Below are 1,619 nucleotides of genomic sequence, written 5' to 3'. Positions count from 1 at the left end.
ACGCTCGGCGCCACCATCGGCGTCTTCGCCAGCACGGGCGCAACGGCCGGCGACGGCACCACGGCGCTGACCGGCACCATGACCCTGATCGCCACCAACGGCACGACCGCGACCGGCCTCGCCGGCAACGCCCAGCCTGCCGACGGCGACACGCTGACCGTGAACGGCAAGACCATCACCTTCCGCAGCGGCTCGGCTCCGGGTGCGACCGGCGTTCCGACCGGCTCGGGCGTCAGCGGCAATATCGTCACCGACGGCAATGGCAACAGCACCGTCTATCTCGGCACCAACGGCACGCCGGCAGCGACCGTCAACGACCTGTTGAGCGCGATCGATCTGGCAAGCGGCGTCAAGACGGTCTCGATCACCTCGGGTGCGGCGACGATCGCCACGAGCAACGGCCAGACCGCTTCGACCGTCGCTGCGGGCGCCGTCACGCTGAGGAGCTCGACAGGTGCGGATCTGAGCGTCACCGGCAAGGCCGACCTGCTCAAGGCTCTCGCCCTGACCACGTCGGTGGGCGGCGGCAACGCCACCGTCAACGTCAACCGCACCACCAGCGCGGCCTCGCTGGGTGCGACGATCACCGACGGCTCGACGCTGAACGTCAACGGTAAAGTCATCACCTTCAAGAATGCGCCGATCCCGGGCTCGACCGGTGCGCCGAGCATTCCGACCGGTTATGGTGCGAGCGGTAACGTCCTCACCGACGGCGCCGGCAACTCGACGGTCTATCTGCAGGGCGGCACGCTCAACGACGTCTTGAAGGCGATCGACCTTGCCACCGGCGTGCAGACCGCGACCATCAGCGCCGCCGGCGCTGCCACGCTTGCGACGGCCTCCGGCCAGACCAACTCGTCGATCAACGCCTCGGGCCAGCTGAAGCTGTCCACTGGCGTCAATGCCGACCTGTCGATCACCGGCACGGGCAACGCGCTGAACGCGCTCGGCCTTGCCGGCAACACCGGAACTGCGACCGCCTTCACCGCGGCGCGCACCTCCGGCATCGGCGGCATCAGCGGCAAGACCTTGACCTTCACCTCCTTCAACAGCGGCACGGCGGTCAACGTCACCTTCGGCGACGGCACCAACGGCACGGTCAAGACGCTCGATCAGCTCAACACCAAGCTGCAGGCCAACAACCTGTCGGCGACGATCGACGCCAACGGCCTGCTGACGATCTCGACCACCAACGACTACGCGTCCTCGACCATCGGTTCGAGCGCCGCGGGTGGTGCGATCGGCGGCACGCTGACCTCGTCGCTGACGTTCTCGACGGCTTCCAGCCCCGTCGCGGACGTCGTTGCCCAGACCTCGCGTGCGAACCTAGTGTCTCAGTTCAACAACATCCTGAACCAGATCGACTCGACCGCGCAGGACTCCTCGTTCAACGGCGTCAACCTCTTGAACGGCGACCAGCTCAAGCTGGTGTTCGACGAGACTGCAAAGTCGAGCCTCAGCATCACCGGCGTGACCTACAATTCCAAGGGTCTGGGCCTCGCCTCGCTGACCAGCGGTGTCGACTTCATCGATAACGCTGCCACCAACAAGGTGCTGACCAACCTCAACGCCGCCTCGAGCACGCTCCGCTCGCAGGCCTCGAGCCTCGGCTCGAACCT

Annotated in this window: 1 protein-coding gene; it reads left to right on the top strand. The window is 66.6% G+C overall.

What is annotated here, in order from left to right:
* Nucleotides 1–1,619, top strand: a 1,619-nt coding sequence (locus I6F28_RS36975; RefSeq protein WP_225143920.1) for a DUF1522 domain-containing protein, incomplete at both ends; no start/stop codon positions are given.

The organism is Bradyrhizobium sp. NBAIM14 (genome assembly GCF_020193895.1).
GTDB classification, from domain to species: domain Bacteria; phylum Pseudomonadota; class Alphaproteobacteria; order Rhizobiales; family Xanthobacteraceae; genus Bradyrhizobium; species Bradyrhizobium yuanmingense.
This window is presented reverse-complemented; position numbering and strand designations above follow the sequence as displayed.